Below are 15,941 nucleotides of genomic sequence, written 5' to 3' on the forward strand. Positions count from 1 at the left end.
CGAAGGGACCGCGGATGCTCAACTTCGTCCGCCCGACGCCACTCACCGACCGCGTCTACGAGTACGCCCTGACGGTCGGCCTGCGTGAGCCCGACGCCCTCCGCGCGCTCCGCGAGGAGACCGGCCGGCTGGCCGAGGGCGAGTGGCAGATCGCCCCCGAACAGGGGCCGCTCCTCGCGCTGCTGGTGAAGTTGATGGGCGCGACGAAGTGTCTGGAAGTGGGCACCTTCACCGGCTACTCGGCGCTGTGGGTGGCGTCGGCGCTGCCGGCCGGCGGACAGGTCGTGTGCTGCGACGTGAACCCGACCTACGCCGAAATCGCCCGCCGGCACTGGGCCGCGGCCGGCCTCGCCGACCGTATCGAGCTCCGCCTGGCTCCGGCCCTCGACACCCTCACCCGGCTCCGCGCAGGGGGTGCGGACGGCACCTTCGACTTCGCATTCATCGACGCCGACAAGTCGAACTACGACGCCTACTTCGAGGCCGCGCTGGCGCTGCTGCGGCCGGGCGGTCTGGTGGCGATCGACAACACGCTGTGGGACGGCAAGCCGGCCGACGACGCGATCACCGACGCGGACACGGCCGCGATCCGGGCGCTGAACGCGAAGCTGCACGCCGACACGCGGATCGACCTGTGCTTCCTCCCGTTCGCGGACGGCCTCACGCTCGGGCTGAAGCGATGAGCCCGCACGAGGCCTTCGCCGACGGCCGGCTCGCGGAGGCGGTGTCGCTCCAGGAGGCGGCCGCCGCCGCGCACCCGGACGACGCCACAGCCCGGTTGTTCCTCGTCGAGTTGCTGGCGTTCGCAGGTCGGCTCGACGACGCGGAAGCGCACCTCGCCGCGGTCCGCTCCGGCGACCCCGCGTGGCCCGCGGCGGCGCGCGCGTTCCGCCGCCTGCTCCGCGCCGAGCGACAACGCACTGTCACGGCGCGCCGGCCGACGGTGCTGCCGACGGCACCGGCGCACGCCAAGCGGCGCTGGCTGGCGGTGAAGCGACTCCGCGACGGCGACCCGGCCGGCGCCGTGCGCTGGACCGACCACGCCGACGCCGCCACCCCCGAGGTCGAGGGCTTCCTCGACGGTCAGGAGTTCGACAGCCTCCGCGACGCCGACGACCGGTTCGCGTCGGTGCTGGAGGGGGTCGTCGGCGGGCGGTGGGTGTGGTTCCCGTGGGAGGCGCTGCGGCGGGTGAAGGTGGAGTTGCCGCGGTTCGCGTTGGACCGGCTGTTCCGCCCCGCCGAGGTAAAGCTGCGCGACGGCAGCGTCCACCGGGTCCACCTGCCGCTGGTGTACCCTGGCTCGCACGCGGCCGACGGAGCGTTCGCGGCCGGCCTTGAGACCGACCGCGTGTGCCCGGACGACGGCCCGATCCGCTGCGTGGGTGGGAAACTGCTGCTGGCCGGCGACGCCGAGGTGCCGCTAGCCGAGTGCCGGATGATCGAGATTCGCTGACGCGGCGAGCCGAGGGCCGTCGGGCCCCGGGTGTTTCACCTCAGCCGAAACACCCGGGGCCCGACGGCCCTCGGCTCGCCGCGTTCGCCGACTTCTACTCGACCTTCTCGCCGTTCTTGTACCGCGTCACGATCGGCGTCTTCGGCGCCGGCGGCGTGTTCTTCAGGTCGTAGTCCAGCTCGTTGCCGAGCTTCGTCAGCGCCGCGGCGGGGTTGTCCGCTGCCACCTCGCCGGGCGTGATCAGGATCGCGGGCGGCACCGGGCGGCCGGCCGCCACCGCGTCCTTCTCGGGCGGGGCGTCCGACTTCGCCACCGAACCGGAGGTCGGCAGGCCGGTGCAGCCGACGGCTGACGCGGCGAACACCGTCAGAAGCAGGAGACGCGTCATGGCCGCACCTCCCGCACGTCGCGGTCGGAGGTCGGGGCGGTGGCGCGGGCGGCGGCGGTGGCAGGGCCGGCGGGCACCGGCGGGGCCGGGGCCGTCAGCGGCGTGACCGCGACGCCGGTGCCGAGCTGGCGGTCGAGCACGTCCGCGGGGCGAGCCTTCGGCAGGCCGAGGGCGGCGGTGCGGGCGTGGTACAGGGCGCCGGCCTGGCGTTCCAGTTCGTCCACCTGGCGGTGGAGGTTGTCGTCGCCGCGCTGCTCGGCCACCTCGCGGAGCTTCAGGCACACGGCCATCCGCCGCTCGTAGGCGTCCTGCTCGTCACGTAGGGCGGCAGCCTTCACCTCCGGCGCCAGGCCCGGCGGGGCGTCGGCCTTCGGGGCCGGCGCGGGTTCGGCCTTCGCCTTGGCTTTGCCGAACAGCTTGTCCACGACAGTGGTCTGCGTGGGACGTGCGGCCCGCGGCGGCGGGTCGGCGGCCGCGGCCGCCGTCGCCCCGGCGGCGGCGGTGAGGGCGGCGAGCCCCCAGGCGCGGTATCGGTGCATGGCTTCCCCCCTCGGGCCGCGGTCGGTCGGCCGGTCCCCATCCCCCGGGGGCCGGCGCGGTCGCTCGGACGGTGTGACGCGCGGCTGAGTGGGCGGCTTATGCCGGCGGAATGTGGGCGTGTAAAGCCCACCTTCGCCGCGGCGCCGCCGGGCCGCCTATGAATGCCTCCGATGACCACCTACAACGACGCCCGCGTCCGCGCCGCCAACTCCCGCCCCGCGAACCCCGCCGGGCGGTACGTCCTCCTGTGGCTCCAGACCACCCGCCGCCTCCATTCGAGCCACGCCCTCGACTACGCCCTCCACCTGTGCCGGCACTACAAGAAGCCGCTGGTCGTGTACGAGGGGCTGAAGCTCGGCTACCCGTGGGCCAACGCCCGCAACCACACCTTTATGCTGGAAGGGACGCGAGACACCGCCGCCGACGCGGCCCGGCTCGGCGTCGCGCACTGGCCGTTCGTCGAGACGCCCGACCAGCCCGGCCGCGGTCTCGTCGTCCGCCTCGCCACCGACAGCTGCGCCGTCGTCACCGACGACTCGCCGTGCTTCGTCGTACCGGCGCACAACCGGGCGGTGGCGGCCAAGTCGCCGGTCGCGGTGTACCTCGTGGACGGCAACGGCGTCGCCCCTCTGAAGCTGCTAGGTGACAAGCCGGTGTCGGCGGCGGCGCACCTCCGGCCGCGAATCCACGCCCAGTTCCCGGAGGCGTGGGCGAACCGCGCCGCCGCCGAGCCCGACGTGCCGAAGGTGGCGAAGTCCCAACTCGCGCCGCCGTTCGAGCCGTGGCGTGTGCCGAAGGACATGGCGGCGTTCGTGCGGCAACTGCCGATCGATCAGACGGTGCCGCCGGTGCCGGGCGTAGTCGGCGGAACGGTCGCAGGCCGCGCCGTGCTGGCGGAGTTCGTGGCGAAGAAGCTGCCGCGCTACGCCGAGGGCCGCAACCAGCCGGACGACCCGGCCCGCGGCGCGGCCAGCCGGCTGAGCCCGTACCTGCGGTTCGGCCACGTCGCCATCGAGGACGTGATAGACGCCGTGTTCGGCACCCTCGGCGACTGGTCGCCGGCTGAGATCAACCCGACGGCGAAGGGGAAACGCGACGACTTCTACAGCCGCGACGCGAGCGTGAACGGCTTCCTCGACGAGGCAATCACGTGGCGCGACGTGGGGCGGCAGTTCTTCTTCGCGGGGGCGGGCACGGTCGTGCCGCACTCCGCCGACAGCACCCCGCCTTTCCCCGACGTGCTGCCGGCGTGGGCGCAGGAGACGCTGCGGAAGCACGCCGGCGACCGCCGCGAGCACCTGTACACACCCGAGCAGTTCGAGGCGGCCGATACGCACGACCCGCTGTGGAACGCCGCCCAGACAGAGCTCGTGCGCACCGGGCGGATGCACAATTATCTGCGGATGCTGTGGGGGAAGAAGGTGCTGGAGTGGTCGGAGACGCCGGCCGAGGCGTACCGTGTGCTGGAGCACCTGAACAACAAGTACGCGCTCGACGGCCGCGACCCGAACTCGTACACGGGCATCCTGTGGTGCTTCGGCCTGTTCGACCGGCCGTGGCCGCCGGAGCGGCCCGTATTCGGCAACGTGCGGTACATGTCGAGCGAGAACACCGCCCGCAAGTTCAAGCTCGCCGGCTACCACGAGTACGTCCGCGGCCTCACCGGCCCGGCGGCGACTCTGTTCTGAACCACGGTGTTGGAGGTCGGGTCGAGGCCCGACGCGGGAGACGGGTGCGTCAACACGAAACCCCGCGGCGTCGGCGCCGCGGGGTTTCATCGTTCATTGTTGGCGCCCCGCGTCGGGGTCTCGCAAGGCCTCGACCCGACCTACAAGATCGAGCCCGGCGGTCACCCGACGTACACGCCGTCGAGGTCGAACAGGCTGTCGGCGTCGGGCCAGGCCGGGGTCGCGGCCAGGGACGGGGCCAGGGGCGTCGCCGCCACCGGGTCGATCCGCACCGGCTCGATCGGGGCCACGGTCGCCCGCACCCGGTCGTCGGTCGCCACCACCGGCAGCCCGGGTGCGAACACCGTCTCGGCCACTTCCAGCCACAGCGCCGGTGCCGGCCGGAGCACCGTCCCCGCGGACGGCTTCTCCGCCGTCGTCGGTCGCGTCGTCGTCACGTCCACCGGCGCCGGCAGCTCCGCCGACGCGAGCCCGGCCGGGAGCCGCCGCACGCCCACGTCCAGCGCCTCGGCCATCAGGTCGGCCGGGTTCGCCGTCGGGTCCAGGTCGGCGAGCCCCAGCTCGTGGCTCAGCTCGTGCATCACCACCGTCAGCAGGTCCACCCCCCGCGCGGCCGCGCCGTCGGTCGCGCCCAGGCCGAACGCCACCGACGACCCGAACTCGGCGTCGTCGGCCGGCGTCGGGTCCACGAACCACCCCGCCCCGCCCGCGTCGTCGTCGATGTGGACGGAGCCCGGCACGTGCTCGCCGAGCCGGCCCGCGTCGTTCAGGTCGAGGATCGACACGGTGACGGCCGCCAGCCGCCCGGGGTCGGCCCCGGCCGCGACCAGCCGCCGCGTCGCCTCGACGACGATCGGCGCCAGCTCCGCCGCCGTCAGCGCCGGGGCGGTGCCGCTCGTCACCGCGAACCCGGCCAGCTGCGGGCTCGCCGCCAGCAGGCTCGGCGGCAGCGCCGCCGCCGTCGTCCCCTTGGCCACGTCGACGGCGTTCAGCACCCACGTCGCCGTCCCGTACACCTTCACGTCCAGGTACCCGTCGCCGTCGGCGTCCTTCCCGAACATGACGTACGACCAGTACTGGTTGACGTTCGTCGCCAGCTGCCCGCTCGCCGTCCCGCCCTCGACCTGCAGCCGGATCCACGGCCACTTCTTGTACGAGTCGCCCACGTAGTACCGGACCGCGTAGTCGGCCCCCGCGTCCACCTTCACCCGGAACGTCCCGGCCGGCCCGCCCAGCGTCGCCCCGTCCCGGAACAGCGCCTTCTGCGCCGCCGTCATCGACGCCGGCAGCGACGTCGTCGCCCGCTCGAACTCGTTCACGGCCGTCAGCCACCCGTAGTCGGCCCCGGCCGTCCACAGCTGGTTGCCGCGGACGCCCACCATGTTCGGGTTCGTGTCGTCCGACGCGCCGTTGAAGTCGAACCGCCGCACCGCCGGCACGGTCGGCACCGCTGTCGGCAGGTAGACCTCGATGCCCGTGCCGCGCTCGCCGCCCGACACCGACTCCGCCTCGATCACCGACGACACCCCCGTCGTCGAGTACGGCGCCTTCACGGAGAACGTCGGCCCGGACGCCGGCACCACGACCTGGAAGCCGTCGTACGTGGTGTTCGCGTCCGCCCCGGCCGGCGACCCGAGGGCCGTGCGGACCGTCAGCACCGTGCCGGGCGCCGCCCCGGTGACCGTGTACGCGGTCACGGTGGACCCGTCGGCCGTCAGCGCCCCGCCCGCGCGGGTGATCGTCAGCGCCGCCTGCGCCGGCCGCACCTCCAGGGCTGCCAGCGTCCAGTTCGGGTTGCCGGTCACGTTCCCGAACCGCACCCGGATCTGCCCGCCGGCCGTCGTCGCCAGGAACGACCGGACCAGCGACTGGCCGGCGTCCGGGGCCACCCCGGGCGGCGACGTCAGGCCGTTCAGGTCGGTGTCGTAGGCGTTCGTGGCCGGGTTGAACCCCCGGGCGACCACCCAGGCGGAGCCGTTCCACACCTCGACGAACATGTCGTCCCGCCGGGCGCCCTGGTCGCCGAGCGTCGCCGTCACCACGTAGTCGCCGGCCGGCATGTCGAGCACGAACTCGCTCGGGGCGTACCCGCCGAACACCGCGTCCCGCTGGACCGCGGTGCCGGTGCCGCCGAAGGCGAACGGCACCGGCAGGTTCGCCCCGGTCCACCCCAGGGCGTTGGTCGCCGCGTCCGTGTACGTCGCGGCGGCGAACGGGACGTACCCCGCGCCGACCGTGCCGCCGTTCCCGTAGTCGCTCGTGGACGCCGCCGGCAGCGGCCCGAAGTCGAGCCGCCGGGCGTTCGGGAGCACGAACGGCTGGGTGTACGCCCCGGCCCGGAACCCGGTGGCGTCGGCCGCGGTCACCGTCGCGGGGGCGGTGCCGGTCGGCCGGCGGACGCCGAACGTGAACTCGCCGGCGGCGTCGGCCTGCACCTGGAACTGCTGGAGGTAGCCGGCCGCGTCCGGGTTCAGGAGCCGCGTCGCCAGGGCCATGTCACCCGCCGTGAAGGCGGCGTCCACCGGCGTGCCGTTCGACACGGTAATGGTGACGAGCGAGCCGGGGATGGCGTCCTTGCCGCGGAAGTAGTCGACGGTCAGCCCGTCGGCGGCGACCGCGGCGAACGCGTGCTGGTCGGCGTAGCCGCCGGGGGCGGCGACGCTGCCGTCGGTGGAGAACTCGCGCCGCAGCGGCAGCGGCGCGACCAGCCCGGCCGGGATGAGCTGGCCGACCGGCGGGGTCGGGTTCGTCGGCCGCACGTCGAGGGCCGAGATCGACCAGTTCGGCTCGCCGACGACGTCGCGGAACCGGACGAACAGGCTGAGGTTGTTGCCGACGTCCGCCGCGGCCAGCGCCGCCGACACGGTGGTCATCTCGCCGCCGGTGGTGAACAGCCCGCCGGCCGGGGTGATGGCGGTCCACGTCGTCGGCAGGCCGGTGGGGCTGTTGGCGACGCCCCACTCGACCACCAGCCCGTCGCGGCCGCCGACCGGGACGCCGACCAGGGCCGTCAGCTGCACCGGCTTGTTCGGGGCCACGTCGACGCAGAACACGCCGTTGCTCGGGTCGCCCTGGAAGCCGTAGGCGAAGTCCTGGAGCAGCGCCGCGATCGGCGACGCGGCGACGGCCGGCGGGAGGTTCGGCTCCTGGTACGCCTGGTTGCCGTACAGCGGGGTGGTGGCCCACCCGAACCACCCGGTGCCGGCGGTCGCGGCCGCCGGGTAGGTGCTCGTGGGCAGCACCTGGGTGAACCCGAACTGCACCGGACTGGTGGCGGTCCCGAAGTCGAACGACCCGCCCAGCCCCCGCGGCACCGGGAAGTTCTCGATCGACGTCCATGAGAGCAGCGGGTAGCCGGTCAGCGAGAAGTTGCCGGCCGGCAGCGCCGGGTCGCTGAGCGTCGGGTTCAGCGTGACGAGGCCGATCACGTCGAGTTCGAGGGTGTCGCCGGGGTAGACGACCGGCGTGCCGCCGTGGATGGTGGTCGCGGTCTGCTGGTCGGGCCGGACGGCGAACGTGTCGCCCGGTTGGCCGGCCTCGTCCTTCCCGTACACGGTCAGGGCTTCGAGGTTGCCGTCGTACCGGACGCTAACGCCGGCCGACGTGACGCGGTCGTTGTCGCCGATGTTCACGTCCACCGTGTCGGCGCCGTTGGTACCGTACACGAACGCCGCGTCGGATGCGCCGGCGGCGGCGACGTTCACCAGCGGCGGGAGCAGCGACAGGCCCGCGGCGGGGTCGGTGAACTGGACGTAATACGTGTCCGCGACTGTGCCGCCGAGCAGGCTCAACACCGTGAGGCTGGCGCCGGCCGGGAGGTAGTCGAGCACCGTCGCGGCGTTCACGCTGACGCGGCGGACGCCGCTGGCCAGACTCGGCAGCGGGGCGTTCACCTCGTTCAGCAGGGTGTTCGCGTGGAACGTCAGCGGGGTGGCCTGGGCGGCGCCGTCCACGGTGGCGTGGTAGTTGTCGCTGCCGCTGTTGTTGAGCCGGACGAACCCGGCGCCGAGGCTGCCGATCACGACCGTCACCTGATCGAACCCGACGGCCGGGGCGATGATCCCGCCGCCGTACACGTCGAGGTTCGAGGTGCCGGTCTGCGTCACGGTGATAACGTCGGCGTCGCCGCCGGTGTTGATCGTCACCGCGTTCGCCGTCGTCAGGCCCGAGGTGATCGGGCCGTTCACGGTCACCGCGGCGCCGGTGGTGTCGGCGTCCGCGGCGACGTCGGCGTTGACCTCCACCGTGCCGCCGGAGCTGGCGACCGTGATGCCGGCGTCGATGGTGAAGTCCTGGTCCGACGTGAGGGCCACGCTCCCGACGCCGTTGACCGGCTGGGCGACCGTAAACAGGGCGTTCGACGTGCCGTTCCCGGTGCTGACGCTCGTTGTGGTACCGTTGTTGAAGAACCCGACCGCCCCGAACCCGAACAGGCTCAGGATCGACGTGATCGTCAGGTTCCCGGTGTTGGCGACGTCCACCGCCCCACTCGTGGTGTTGCCGCCCGCCAGGATCGAGACGGTGGTGTCGGCGTCGATCCCGGTCGCGGCGGCGAGGATCAGTGAGGCCGCGGCGACGTTATTCCCCGCCCCGTTCCCGTCGGTGATTGCCCCGTTGAAGGCCTGGATCAGCACCCGGTCGCCGGCCGCGGTCACGGTCGTGGCCGCCCCGGTCAGGGCGACGTCGCCGGCCGTGGTGGTGAGCCGGGCGTCGCTCGCGCCGCCGGCGGTCACGGCGGTCACGGTCATCGTCCCGTTCGCCTGGAGTTCGATCACGCCGTTCGTGGTGGTCGCGCTGGTAATCGTGACCGCGTCGGTCTCGGTGATCCAGATGCCGGTGGCGGACGACGCGGAGATGCTGACCGCGGTCGTGTCGAGCTGGCCGGTCGCCCCGGCCGCCCCGATCGCCCCGTTGTTCGCGGTCAGCGTCAGCGCGCCGCCGGTCACAAGAGTCGCGTTCACGTCGTCGTCGAGGATGCTGCCGCTAGACGTGGTGCTCAGGTTGACCGCCGACAGCGTGCCGGCCGTGAGCGTCTCCACGATCATGTCCCCGCCGAGCGCGGCGATTGTGACCGACCCGTTGGCGGTTGTCGCCGAGCGGACGCGGAGGCCGCCGGTGGTGTCGGCCAGGTCGATCGGGCCGGTGCCGGTCACGCTCGCCGTCAGTCCGCGGTTGAGCGTCGTGATCGTGTTGATCTCGACGGTGCCGGCCGCCCCGATGCCGGTCACGGCGGTCATGTTGACCACGTCGGCCGTCACGTCGGCGGTGCCGTCGAGCGGCGTCAGTTCCTCGATCGCCCCTGCCGCGCCCAGCGCGACGGTGTCGCCGGTGGCGACCACGTTGCCGACGAGGATGTCGCCGGCGGTGGTGGTGATGGACACGACGTGGGCGGCGTCGAGGAGGTCCACCACGTTCACGGCCGACACGGTGCCGCCGGCGGTGATCGTGATGTCACCGTTCGTGGTGATCACGTTCGTGAGCGTGATGGCGTCCAGCTCGTCGATCAGGATGGCGCCGGCGGCGCTGGTGGTTGCGGTGAGGCTGCCGAGGGTGGTGTCGAGGTCGATGCCGCCGGCCGCGGCGAGGGTGGCCGTGGTGCCGGTGAGGTTGTTCGCCCCGGCGTTGTTGTCGGTGATCGACCCGGCCGAGGTCAGGTTGATGGTCGTCGCGGCGATCGTGTTCACCGCCGTTGTGCTGTCCTCGAAGATCGTCACCGTGGCGCCGGCGGCGCTGACGGTGAGGGAGCCGAAGTTTGCCGTAGAGGCGGCCGCGACCGAGATGTCGGACGCCGCCGGGCCGTTCAGGGTCGCGACTCCGACGGCGGTGATCGTCCCGTCCGGGACGTCGATTCCGATGCTGCCCGGCCCCGTCCCGGCGGTGCCGGTCACGCCCAGCCCGGCCGGCGCGTCGACCGCCCCGTCCGTGTCGATCAGCACCCCCGTGTTCGGCCCGCCGGTGCCGCCCCCGCCTGTGCCCGAGACGCTGATCGCCCCGGTCCCGCCGGCGGTGATCTGCCCGGTCGCGACGTAGACGCCGTAGTTCTGACCGCTGGCGCCGCCCCCGCCGCCGGTCCCGGTTACGGTCACACTCCCGCCGGACGAGGTGATCCCGGGCGTGGCGGCGACCTCGACGCCGATCGCGATCCCGCCGGTGCCGCCCCCGCCGGTCCCGGTCACGGATACGTTCCCGGACCCTCCCGCGGTGACCAGGCCGCCCGCCTGGATCGCGACGCCGCGGCTGAACCCGGAGGCGGCGGTGCCGCCGCCGAACCCGAGCACGGACACGCTCCCTCCGGCCGACTCGACGCGCGAACCGACTCCGAACACTCTCACGCCGAAGTCAAAGTCGCCGGTCGTGGCGCCGCCGCGGCCGGTGACGAGGGTGGTCACGCCGGGCCCGGCCCCGCCCGACACGACCGCCCCGCTCCTCACATAGACTCCGGCCTGGAAGTCCCCGGTAGCCCCGCCGCGGCCCTCGACCGAGACGACCCCGGTGCCGGTCACGTTGGCCCGGATGTCGGCCCCGACGAACGTGCCCGCCACCTGGGCGCCGGTGTCAGCATCGAGTGTGACGTCGTCGGCCGAGATCGCGCCCGTGACGACGATCTGCGTGGCGAAGGCGGTCAGGTCCTTCGTCGCGGCCAGGGTCACGGCCCCGGTCACGCTCACGGCCTGGAACGGCTGAGCCCCGGTCCCGACCGTCAGCGTGCTGGTGAGGTCCGGCAGCGCGGTCACGGCCAGCGTGTCGGCCGCGGTGCCGCGGTTGACGGTGACGCTGCCCGTCGGGTTGTTGAACGTCGTCACCTCGAACGTGCCGTTCGTGCTGCGGAGCCGGGACAGGCCGTTGGAGCCGGTGCCGTCGTCCTCGAGCACGGCGGCGCTCGCCGCGGCCGGCAGGTTGAAGATCACGTCCGTCACCGAGCCCACGTTCACCAGCACCGGCTCCAGCCCGGTGTAAGAAACGGTGCGAGTGGACGACCCGTCGTTGAACGCCACGTTGCCGCTGCTCGCGGTCGTGAAGTTGTGGGTGATGACCGTGTACGCGCCGTTGACAACGCGGAGTTGGTCGCCGGGAGTGGATGCCTGGGTGCCGCCGTTGTACGCCACGCCGCCGGCCGGGAACGGGTTGCCGTTCACGCCGTCGATCGTGAGCGTGTCGTTCCCACCGAGGCCGTTGATGGTGAGCGTGGCGATCGCCCCGAGGTCGGCGAAGGTGGCGCCGTTGTCGATGCTAAGCTGGTAGGAGCCCGGGGTCGCGGCCTTCTGGCGGAGCACGAACTGATCGCCCCCGGCCGTGCCGTTGACGGTCGGCGTGGTGAGGAGTTGCACGTCGTTGTTGTTGCTGCCGCCGGCGTAGGTGATGTACACGTTCGTGCCGCCGAAGTTGCCGACGAAGGCGCCCTCGGGCAGGCCGGTGAAGAAGCCGCTGACGTTGTCGGTGCCGTCGTTGTTGATGAGCGTGTAGGTGGCGCCGGCGGTGATGGTGGGTGTCGGCAGGCTCAGGGCGGTGGTGCCGGCCCCGAGGGCGACGGCGCCGGTGACGTTGAGTTGGTCGTACTGTGTGCCGACAGTCGTGCCGTTCACCTCGGCCTGGAACGTGCCGCCGGTGAAGGTGACGCTGCCGCTGTTGAGGATGCCCGGCGATGTGCCCGTGGCCACGGTGCCGCTGCTCATCGCCACGGTGCCGTTGACCGTCCCGGTGCCGCCGAGGGTGCCGCCGTTCACGGTGACAGCGCTGCCGGCGGCGGTCGAGCCGTTGACGTTCAGCCGCCCGGCACTGACGGTGGTGGTGCCGGTGTAGGTGTTGGTGCCGGACAGGGTGAGGGTACCCAGGCCGGTCTTGGCGAGGCTTCCGACGACCGGGCCACCTTCGAGGAAGTTGGCCATCCCGCCGGTGACCGTGAGGGTGGTCCCGCCGATCACGTTAAACGTCTGCGTCCGGTTCCCGGTGAAGGTGCCGTTCGTGTTCGCCAGCGACATGTTCGCGGCGATCGTCCCCGCGACCCCCGACCCGCTGGTGGTGATGTCGCCGGGGGACGTGCCGTTCACGATGAACCATCCGGTCCCGGTCACCAGGGCGTTGTTGCTCAGCGTCAGGCCGCCGATGAACTCGCGGCTCGGGGGCGCGACCAAACTCCCCACGTCCCAGGTGCCCCCGTTCAGCGTGAGCGCGATCGCGTCGATGAGCTGATTCGGCAGGTCCAGCCGCAGCGTGCCCGGGGCGTTTACTACGATCGACGTGCCCTGCACGGTGGTGTTGTTCACCGCCGGGTTGGCGAGGGCCAGTACGCCGGCGTTCACGGTCGTCACGCCGCCGTAGGTGTTGGTGGCGGACAGCGCGAGGGTGCCAGCGCCCGCCTTGGTCAACGTCGAGGTGGCCCCGGAGACGGTGCCGGTGATGCTCGCCGCCCCGCCGTTCGTGACAGTCACGCCGCCGGTGGTGGCGATCGCCCCGGCCGTGAGGGTGCCGGTGGTGACGCTCAGGGTGCTCAGTGGGGCCGTCCCGCCGACAGCCGCACCGAACGTGGTCGCGCCCGGCGTGTTGACCGTCAAGCTGCGGGCGCTCGGTGACGTGGCCAGGACGCTGACGTTATCGACACCGACGTTGAGGAAGAACTGCGTCTCGACGTCGGCGAACCGGACTTGGTAGGTCTGACCCGGGACGACGAATGCGGTGATGTCGAACGAGTAGTTGAGGTAGGCGTGCGGGTTGGCCCCGGCCGGCGGGTCCGTGCCGAGGTAGAAATTCTGGAGGACGTCAGCCGGGGCGGTCGAGAATGGGGCCGAGACGGCGCGCAACAGGTCCACCCGTGCGTGTTGGTTAGCCCCGGCCGAGGTGGTCAGGCCGGCCGGGTTCACGATCGCGCCGGCTCCGTTGTAGTCGTTTACGAACATCTGGTAGGACAGGACGACCTGCGTGGCCGTCGCCGGGACGGTAAACGTCTGCAGCAGGCCGTGAACGCTCGGGCCGGACTCGTCGGAGACGGCGTAGGTCGTACCGCCCGAGGGGTTCCCGACCGTTGGGCGGCCGCTAGTAGGTGTGCTCGCCCCCGGGGCGCTGGCGAAGTAGGCGCCGTTGCCCTGCGGTGTGAGTGTGGTCCACCCAGTCAGGGACCCCGTCTCGAAGTTTCCGTTCGTCAACAGTTGGGTGCTGCCCCCGGTGCCCGCGCTGTTCACGGTCCCGTTGAACGCCACATTGGCGCCGGTCGTGGTCGTGTTCGCCCCGAGGGTGACGGCCCCGGTGTAGCTCTGGCTGCCGCTCGTCGTGACCGACCCGCCGTTCAGGGCGATCGCCTCGGCCGCGAGCGTCAGGCCTGCGCCGGCGGCCGACAGGTTCAGCGCCGGGGTGATCGTGATCGCGTCGGTCCCGGTGCCGCCGTCGATCGACAGGGCGGCCACGAACCCGGACCCGAGCGACGTGACGGTGATCGTGTCGTTGCCGACATCTCCGGCGTTGATCGCCAGCGACGCCGTCGGGTTGGCGAACGTGGTCGTCTCCCCGGCCGTCGAGGTCACGGTGGTCTGGCCCGCCCCGGCGGCCGTGACGGTGATCGTCTCGCCGGTGGTGCTGTAGTTCAGCACGACGGCGGCGGCGGCGATGCTCGAGGTAATCGGGTCGAGGCCGGTGTAGGTCACGCTACCCAGCCCGCCCAGGACGACGCTCCCGTCGGTGGCGTTGGTGTAGTTGAATGTCTGGGTGGTCGCGGTCCCGCCCTGGAGGACGAGGACGTCGTTCCCGCCCGCGCCGCCGTTGAAGGCGACGGGCGGCAGCGCCCCACCGGCGTAATTCAGGGTGGCGGTGTCGTCCCCGCCGGCGAGGTTGAGGACGAGGCTCGTGACGGACGCGAGCGGGATGGTGAGCGTCTTGTTGCCGTTGGACAGCACGCCGCCGGCCGGGGCCGACTGGAACTGCTCGGTGGTGTCGGTGACCACGAGGTTCGTGCCACTCACGGTCGCGGTTAGCGTGTTGACGACGCCCGCGGTGTCCGCGAGAGTCAGGGTGGTGCCGGCCAGGGACGCGGTCAGGGTGCCGGTCGGGGCGGCGGGGGCAGCCGTAATCAGCAGGTTGTCGAATACGGCCCCTTGAGCGCCGCCGAAGAAGATGCGGCCGTTCGCGGCGGTGAACCCGTTGTCGGCCCCGTTGATCGGACCGCTCGACGCGTCCGCCACGAACGTCCCGCTCGTCGGGTTGAAGTCCACCTCCAGGATGGCGAGCTTGGTGGTCGCGTCCCACTGGTACCGCAGGCGATGCGGGCCGGTGTTAGGGTTCGTCCCGAACTGTGTGTTGGTCCCGCCGTTGCCGGCGTCCGCGTCGCGGGCGTCGATCTGCCCGATCCCGATGCTGGGCGCGTGATTCCGGTAGTGGATCGACGGGACGCCCGGCTCGAAGGTGAGGCCGGGAACCGGCACGCCCTGACCGAGACCGGCGAACGAGATCGCGGTGCCCGTCGAGACCAGGTCCATCTCGGCCACGAAGCTGCGGGTGTAGTAGCTCGCGTCGGTGGTCCGCAGGTAGGTCCGAAACCCGTCGTTCCCCCCGTTGAACTGCGCCGTCCCGCCGACCACGGTCGCCGCCGGGCCTTGCTGCTCGAGGAACGCCGGCACGCCGGTGGCGAAGTCGGCGAAGACCGTCTGCCCGCCCTGGCCGAGGATGGCGATCTCGGCCGCGGAGATCGCCCCGTTGTAGACCCGCACGTCGTCGATCAACCCGCGGAACCGCTCGTGCGTGAACCCCGGGTCGTCGTTCGGGCTGCCGATGACGAACGGCCGGCCCGCGGCGATCGTGTTGATGCCCGCCGCGACCGTCCCGATGGACGTGCCGTTGACGTAGAACTGGGTCGAGGTCGTGGTCATCACCGCGGCGATGTGATACCAGGTGCCCGGGACGATGGTGGCCGGGCGCGTCTGGAAGCTCGTCCCGTTCCAGATGCCGATCGTGTCCGCGGCCTCGTTGACGTGGATGCTCCAGCGGGTGCCCGTCGTCCCCACGGACGTCCGCATCGAGAAGATCGCGTCGTTGTCCGAGTCAGCGGGGGCGTTGATCCAGCCCGCGACCGTCCCGGTGGTGAAGTCGAACGCGGCGTCCGGGGCGACCGTGACCTGGCTGGTGAGCGTGCCGTCGAACGAGAACGCCTGGCCGAACTGGCCGGCGGCGAACCCAGTGGTGCCGAGCACGCCATTCCGGCCGCCGACCACGTCGGTCGCGTTCCCGTCGGCCGGGTAGAGGCTCAGCAGCGCTGGGACGCTGCGGTCTTCCAGTTCCTCGATCCGACCGCCGACGGGGCCGGTGGGCCGGACGTGTGGGGTAGCCGGGCGGGGGCGGAAGGCGCGGGTCAGGAGGCGGGCCGCGAGCGACTTCTTCGACGACATACGGAGGCACCCGGTGGGGATTCACGTTGATCGCGCCGTCGCGGACGTGGCACTGGCCGACCGTCGGGACGGGCGAAGGAGGGTCGGTCGCCTCGGGCGAGCGCCGGGGCGGGGTAAAGCGTGTCCGGGCTGGCCGGGGGGCGAGCCGTCGGGGCGAGGAGGGGGCGCCGGCCGCTAGCCGGCCCCTCCCGCCGGGGGCGGTGGGTCGCGCCGACGGCACCCGCCGCCGGCCTGAGCCGGTGCGAGTCGCGGGTGCCGGGAATTCCGGGGGGCGCGTTCGTCCGCCTGGGGCGACCAACAGCTATCGGGGTGACGACCCCAACAGCGGCTCAGGTCCGTACGACCGACTATGAAACCGGGGCCACACCAACGCCATGCCAGGACCAAGACGGAACCGGCGGCTCGGTCGGTGCGGGGCGGTTGTTCCCCGGGTACGATTCAGACTGCGAATACCTTTACACCAGTTGCACGGGACTAACAAGTTAAACCGTTCAGGAAGATTG

6 protein-coding genes are annotated in these 15,941 nt (G+C 72.2%); 3 read left to right on the forward strand and 3 right to left on the reverse strand.

Annotation, left to right across the window (positions count from 1 at the left end; translation table 11 throughout):
- Positions 1-14 precede the first annotated feature (14 nt).
- Positions 15-683, forward strand: a complete 669-nt coding sequence (locus tag ETAA1_RS23495; RefSeq protein WP_145242855.1) for an O-methyltransferase — start codon at positions 15-17, stop codon at positions 681-683.
- Entirely contained in the window at positions 680-1,453 is a 774-nt protein-coding gene (locus ETAA1_RS23500; RefSeq protein ID WP_145242857.1) for a type VI secretion system accessory protein TagJ, read from the forward strand. Before ETAA1_RS23495 ends, ETAA1_RS23500 begins: the two co-directional genes overlap by 4 nt.
- Before the next feature lie 94 nt (positions 1,454-1,547).
- On the opposite strand, the gene ETAA1_RS23505 is transcribed toward ETAA1_RS23500, so the two are convergent.
- Together ETAA1_RS23505 and ETAA1_RS23510 are read right to left on the reverse strand one after the other, a co-directional pair.
- The gene (locus ETAA1_RS23505) at positions 1,548-1,841 is read right to left on the reverse strand and encodes a hypothetical protein (protein ID WP_145242859.1); all 294 of its coding nucleotides are present in this window, start codon (positions 1,839-1,841) and stop codon (positions 1,548-1,550) included.
- Positions 1,838-2,380: a hypothetical protein gene (locus ETAA1_RS23510; RefSeq protein WP_145242861.1), complete on the reverse strand. Its 543-nt coding sequence runs from the start codon at positions 2,378-2,380 to the stop codon at positions 1,838-1,840. The genes ETAA1_RS23505 and ETAA1_RS23510 overlap by 4 nt, the downstream gene beginning before the upstream one ends.
- A gap of 171 nt (positions 2,381-2,551) precedes the next feature.
- Between ETAA1_RS23510 and ETAA1_RS23515 the strand changes: the two genes are divergently transcribed.
- Positions 2,552-4,069: a cryptochrome/DNA photolyase family protein gene (locus ETAA1_RS23515; RefSeq protein WP_145242863.1), complete on the forward strand. Its 1,518-nt coding sequence runs from the start codon at positions 2,552-2,554 to the stop codon at positions 4,067-4,069.
- Between the two features lie 161 nt (positions 4,070-4,230).
- Here ETAA1_RS23515 and ETAA1_RS23520 read toward each other — a convergent pair whose 3' ends face one another.
- A complete protein-coding gene (locus tag ETAA1_RS23520; RefSeq protein ID WP_145242865.1) occupies positions 4,231-15,438 on the reverse strand; it encodes a LamG-like jellyroll fold domain-containing protein in 11,208 nt (3,735 codons plus the stop codon).
- Between the last annotated feature and the right edge of the window lie 503 nt (positions 15,439-15,941).

The sequence above is a fragment of the Urbifossiella limnaea genome (assembly GCF_007747215.1).
In the GTDB taxonomy this organism is placed as follows: domain Bacteria; phylum Planctomycetota; class Planctomycetia; order Gemmatales; family Gemmataceae; genus Urbifossiella; species Urbifossiella limnaea.